At 74.1% G+C, this 5,641-nt stretch carries 5 protein-coding genes and 1 pseudogene; 5 read left to right on the top strand and 1 reads right to left on the bottom strand.

The window, feature by feature from the left end; genetic code table 11:
• Positions 1-413: pseudogene (locus tag V7793_RS32330) on the top strand (family 2 glycosyl transferase); the annotation flags it as partial.
• Positions 410-1,990 (top strand): DUF5719 family protein, encoded by a 1,581-nt coding sequence (locus V7793_RS32325; RefSeq protein WP_336013268.1) that lies wholly within the window; start codon positions 410-412, stop codon positions 1,988-1,990. The pseudogene V7793_RS32330 and the gene V7793_RS32325, both read left to right, overlap by 4 nt.
• Positions 1,991-2,099: 109 nt before the next feature.
• On the opposite strand, the gene V7793_RS32320 is transcribed toward V7793_RS32325, so the two are convergent.
• Entirely contained in the window at positions 2,100-2,516 is a 417-nt protein-coding gene (locus tag V7793_RS32320; protein WP_443058038.1) for a metallopeptidase family protein, read from the bottom strand.
• Positions 2,517-2,842: 326 nt separating this feature from the next.
• Here V7793_RS32320 and V7793_RS32315 point away from each other — a divergent pair, with 326 nt between their 5' ends.
• From V7793_RS32315 to V7793_RS32305, 3 genes are all read left to right on the top strand, one after another.
• Entirely contained in the window at positions 2,843-3,322 is a 480-nt protein-coding gene (locus tag V7793_RS32315) for a DUF3499 domain-containing protein (RefSeq protein ID WP_336013266.1), read from the top strand.
• 108 nt (positions 3,323-3,430) lie between these two features.
• Entirely contained in the window at positions 3,431-4,789 is a 1,359-nt protein-coding gene (locus V7793_RS32310; RefSeq protein ID WP_336013265.1) for a phosphomannomutase/phosphoglucomutase, read from the top strand.
• A gap of 439 nt (positions 4,790-5,228) precedes the next feature.
• Positions 5,229-5,414, top strand: coding sequence for a Trm112 family protein (locus tag V7793_RS32305; RefSeq protein WP_168091692.1), 186 nt, complete (start codon positions 5,229-5,231; stop codon positions 5,412-5,414).
• Positions 5,415-5,641 lie beyond the last annotated feature (227 nt).

The raw sequence follows: 5,641 nt of genomic DNA, 5'->3' as shown, positions 1-5,641 counted from the left end.
ACGCGGATCCGTACGCGGCTCCGTACGCCGACGTCTACGCCGATCCGTACGGACAACAGCAAGTGGCGGACCCGTACGCCGCGGTGCCGCAGGAACAGCCGCAGGCGCAGCAGTACGGGCAGCAGTACGGGCAGGGGATGCAGGAGACGCCCTACGACGCGTACGGCGAACAGCACTACCAGGGAGGCTACGGCGGCACGTACGACGCCTCCTACGGCGCCGCACAGCAGCACGCCCCGTACCAGGACCAGGGCCAGGGCCAGGGCCACTACCCGGCGGAGCCCTATGCGACCGGGCCGGCCGCACCGGCCGCGCCGGCCGGGCAGTACGACCCGTACACCTACGGCGGGGCACACGACACGACGTACGGCGGCGGTGACCGGCACCACCGCGACGGGAGCGAGCAGCAGTGAAGCGCACCACCCTGTCCCTGTTCGCCGCCACCGCAGCCCTCGCGGCCCTGGGCGGCGCGGCCGTCCTCACCGTGCCGTCCGGCGCCGAGAGCACCGGAGGCACCGGCAGCACGGCCCGTACGGCCGCGAAGGCGCCCGCCCGGCTGCCCGTCCAGCGCTCCATGACCCTCTGCCCGGCCCCGACTTCGTCGGACGTGGGGGAGACCGCCTACACCGCCTTCACTCCGGCCGGCGGGGAGAAGGGCGCGAAGAAGGGCGCGGCCGAACTGCTGTCGGCAGACGGCGCGAAGAAGGACGACACCGCCAAGAAGGATGAAAAGGGCGCGAAGGGCGGCAAGGAAGGGAAGGACGGCAAGGACAGCAAGAGCCCCGCGGCCGCGGGTACTTCGGTGCTGTCCCTGAAGGAGCCCGGCAAGCCCGCCACCGCGAGCACCAACCGCTCCGACGCCCCCGCCCTCATCGGCAGCGCCGACGGGACGCTCGCCCCGGGCTGGACCGTGCAGCAGTCCACCGTGGTCGCCGCGGGCAGCGGGCGCGGGCTGCACGGGCTGACCTGCACGGCGCCGGACACCTCGTTCTGGTTCCCCGGCGCGAGCACCCTCAAGGGCCGCCAGGACTACGTCCACCTGACCAACCCCGACAGCACGGCGGCCGTCGTCGACCTGGAGCTCTACGGCAAGGAGGGCCGGGTCAAGGCCGGTGCGGGGGAGGGCGTCACGGTCCCGCCGCGCTCCACCGTCCCCGTGCTGCTGTCCTCCCTCGCGGAGGCGCCCGAGGAGGACCTGACGGTGCACGTGGCGGCCCGCTCGGGCCGCGTCGGCGCGGGGCTGCAGTCGGCCGACGACAAGAAGGGCGGCGACTGGATCCCGGCGTCCGCCGAGCCGTCCGCCGACGCCGTCCTGCCCGGCATCCCGGGCGACGCGACGTCCGTGCGGCTCGTCGTCTTCGCCCCCGGCTCGGACGACGCCGACCTCAAGCTGCGCTTCGCCGGGCCGAACGGTGCGATCACCCCCGCCGGCCACGAGTCGCTGCACGTCCGCAGCGGCATGACCGCGGCCGTCGACCTGGGCGACGTCGCCAAGGGCGAGGCGGGCTCGCTGCTGCTCACGGCGGAGGGCAGGAGCGCACCGGTCGTCGCCGCGCTGCGCGTCACGCGCGGCAAGGACGACAAGCAGGAGACGGCGTTCATCCCCGCCGTGGCGCAGCTCGGCGGGCGGGCCACGGCGGCGGACAACCGCCCCAAGGGCAGCACGCTCGCTCTGGCCGCGTCCGGCAAGGAGGCGGCGCAGGTGAAGGTCACCTCGTCCGCGGGCAGCGAGGGCGGCGAGCCGGCGGTGAAGACGTACACGGTGAAGCCGGGCACCACGCTGACCGTGGAGCCGCCGCAGCCGGCGGGCGCCAAGGGGTCGTTCGCGGTGACGGTGGAGAAGGTCTCGGGCGGGCCGGTGCACGCGTCGCGGATGCTGGCGCTGCCCAAGGACGGCGTGCCCATGTTCACGATCCAGCCGCTGCCGGACGACCGTTCGTCGGTGGCGGTGCCGGCGGCGGGACAGGACCTGTCGATGCTCAATCGCTGAGCCGGAGCCGAACCGCTGGCGGCCCGGCGGACGGACGGCCCGGCGGACTGGCGGGCCGGCGGACTGACGGGCCGGCGGCAGGCGTACGGCCCCCGCCGGTCCGGCCCGGTCAGTCCTGCCCGTAGCGGGGGTCGACCGACTCCGGGGCGAGCCCGAGGAGTTCGGCGACCTGCTCGACGACGACCTCGTGCACCAGCAGGGCGCGCTCGTCGCGGCTCTTGGTGCGGATCTCCACCGGGCGGCGGTAGACCACGATCCGGTCGGGGAAGTCGCCGCGGGCGGCCACGTAGCGGCCGAGGGGGACGGATTCGCCGTCGAAGTCGAAGGCGTCCAGGCCCTCGGGGTCGCTCATGGCGCCCCCCGCGTCACTCCTGGTGACCGGCACCTCGCGGACCACGAAGTCGACGGAGGCGAGCTGCGGCCAGCGGCGCTCCAGCCGCTCGGCGGAGTCGTGCACCATGTCGACGAATGCCTCGCCGCGGCTGACCGACAGCGGCACCTGGGGCGGTGCGATCGGCCCGCGCATGCCGCGTCCGTGTCGGTCGCGGTGGCGCGGGCGCGGCCCGGCGTGGCTCGGGGGACCCCCGGTGGTGGCAGGGGGAGGTACGCGGTTGTCCATCACTCTTGAGGGTATCCGCCGGCCGCCCCGCCGTACGCGGCTGTCGCGTATCCCGGGAATGTCGCCTGATGAACATTCCGGCCAGACCTGTGATCAATTCTGGTCAGGTACCGGACCGTCCGGTCTGTTCGGGAGGGTCCGGGGCGGGGGTGCCGGTGACCGGGCCACGGCCTGGTGAGACCCTGTTCACAGCCCTCCGTGCAGGTCAGCGCGGTGGGGAGAAGCAGGCGTCCATGGGACGAACCAGGACGACACGGAGGGGTGAGCCGGGGGTGAGTCGTCGCGGCCCGTTCAAGAGTGCGGTACCGTCCAACGTCGTGAGCCCTGTACGTCGCTGTTCGCGCACCGCGTGCGGCCGCCCGGCCGTCGCGACGCTGACGTACGTCTATGCCGATTCGACCGCCGTCCTCGGACCGCTCGCCACCTACGCCGAACCCCACTGCTACGACCTGTGCGCCGAGCACTCCGAGCGGCTGACCGCTCCGCGCGGCTGGGACGTCGTGCGCCTCGCCCTGGACAGCGGCCCCGCCCGCCCCAGCGGCGACGACCTCGAAGCACTCGCCAACGCCGTGCGCGAAGCAGCCCGTCCGCAGGAGCGCGCCGTCCAGCCGGGCCCGCCGCCCGGCGCCACCGGCCCCGCCGGCCGCGACGCCGATCCCATGGAGGTCGCCCGCCGAGGCCACCTCAGGGTCCTCCGCTCGCCCGACAACTGACGGGGGCGCGGCCCGCCCTTCGACCCGGGCTCGAGCGGCCCGCGTCCGGACCACCGGTCCGCCCCGGTAGGTTTGTCCCCCCGTACCGGACCCAGGAAGGCGTTGGCTGTGGCTGATCTGTCGCAGATCGTGAAGGCATACGACGTACGCGGTGTGGTCCCGGATCAGTGGGACGAAGCACTGGCGGAGCTCTTCGGCGCCGCTTTCGCCCAAGTGACGGGCGCGTCCGCGGTCGTCGTCGGGCACGACATGCGGCCCTCGTCGCCCGGCCTCTCGCGGGCCTTCGCCCGCGGCGCCGCCGCCCGCGGCGTGGACGTGACCGAGATCGGCCTGTGCTCCACCGACCAGCTGTACTTCGCCAGCGGCCACCTCGGCCTGCCGGGCGCGATGTTCACGGCCAGTCACAACCCCGCGCAGTACAACGGCATCAAGATGTGCCGGGCCGGCGCCGCCCCCGTCGGGCAGGACACCGGCCTCGCCGAGATCCGCTCCCTGGTCGAGGGCTGGCTCGAAAACGGCGCCCCCGAGCCCGCGCAGACCCCGGGCACCCTCACCCGGCAGGACGTCCTCGCGGACTACGCGGCCCACCTGCGCTCCCTGGTCGACCTCAGCGGCATCCGCCGGCTGAAGGTCGTCGTCGACGCCGGCAACGGCATGGGCGGGCACACCGTGCCCACCGTCTTCGAAGGCCTGCCCCTCGAACTCGACGCCATGTACTTCGAGCTCGACGGCACCTTCCCCAACCACGAGGCCAACCCCCTCGACCCGAAGAACATCGTCGACCTGCAGCAGCGCGTCCGCGAGGTCGGCGCCGACATCGGCCTGGCCTTCGACGGCGACGCCGACCGCTGCTTCGTCGTCGACGGCAAGGGCGACCCCGTCTCCCCCTCCGCGATCACCGCCCTGGTCGCGGCGCGCGAGCTCGCCAAGCACCCCGGTGGCACCGTCATCCACAACCTGATCACCTCGTGGTCGGTGCCCGAGGTCGTCAAGGAGTGCGGCGGCGAGCCCGTGCGCACCCGCGTCGGGCACTCCTTCATCAAGGAGGAGATGGCCCGCAGCGGCGCCATCTTCGGCGGCGAGCACTCCGCGCACTACTACTTCCGCGACTTCTGGAACGCCGACACGGGCATGCTCGCCGCCATGCACGTCCTCGCCGCCCTTGGCGGCCAGAGCGGCCCGCTGTCCGAGCTGGTCGCCGAGTACGACCGCTACGCCGGCTCCGGCGAGATCAACAGCACCGTCGTCGACCAGGCCGGGCGCACAGCGGCCGTCCGCGCCGCGTACGAGGGCGTGCCGGGCGTGGAGTTCGACGAGCTCGACGGCCTCACCGTGGCGGCCTCCGACTGGTGGTTCAACCTCCGCGCCTCCAACACGGAGCCCCTCCTCCGCCTGAACGTCGAGGCCCGCGACGCGGAGACGGTGTCCCGCATCCGGGACGAGGTCCTGGCGATCGTGCGGGCGTAGGACGCGCGCCGGGTACCGGCCCGGCGGACGCGGTCCCCGCGCCGAACCGGCCGGCGTCCGCCGCGTCGGCGTTCAGCTGCGGCCGAAGGCCGGGCCCGGCCCCCTGAATCCGCCGCGACGGCGAACCGCCCGACTCGACCGATCCGGCGGTGCCGTACCTGCCTCGGTCGGTCCGGCACCGCCGGGCTGCACGGCTGTGGCGGATCGCCGTTGCGGCGGGAGGAAGCCGCAGGGGCCCGGCACGCCGGACGAGGTCTCAGCCTCTGAATCCGCCGCGACGGCGAACACACGAACCCGACCGTCCCGGCGGTGCCGCACCGGCCGCACCGGCGAACCCGGCACGGCAGAGCGCCATAGCGAACCCGCATGCCGCGCTTCCCCCAGCGGAGCGCGAAGGTACCCTGGCCGGACAGAGACGTACATCCGAAGGGAACCCCTCATGCCGCTCGAAGCCGGTCTCCTGGAGATCCTCGCCTGCCCGGCGTGCCACGCGCCCCTCCGCGACGAGTCCGCCTCCGAGGAGTCCCCCGAGCTGGTGTGCGAGGGCACGGGCTGCGGCCTGGCCTACCCCGTCCGGGACGGCATCCCCGTCCTCCTCGTGGACGAGGCCCGGCGCCCGGCCTGACGCCGGAGCGCCCCGCCCGACCCCGCCCGGCGGCCCACCGTTCCGTAGGCCCGGCCGGGCACCCGCACGGCGTACACGACGGCGACCGGAGGCTGATCCACGGTGTTCGACGAGTCACTCCTCGATGATCCCGACGCCCTGTCCCGCGCCGACATCCACGGCCTCCTGCGCGGCGCCGCAGAATCCGGCGCCCGGGTCCGTACGGCCGCCCGCAACGCCGCGGAGGC

This window comes from Streptomyces sp. KLMMK, from assembly GCF_036961605.1.
In the GTDB taxonomy this organism is placed as follows: domain Bacteria; phylum Actinomycetota; class Actinomycetes; order Streptomycetales; family Streptomycetaceae; genus Streptomyces; species Streptomyces telluris.
This window is presented reverse-complemented; position numbering and strand designations above follow the sequence as displayed.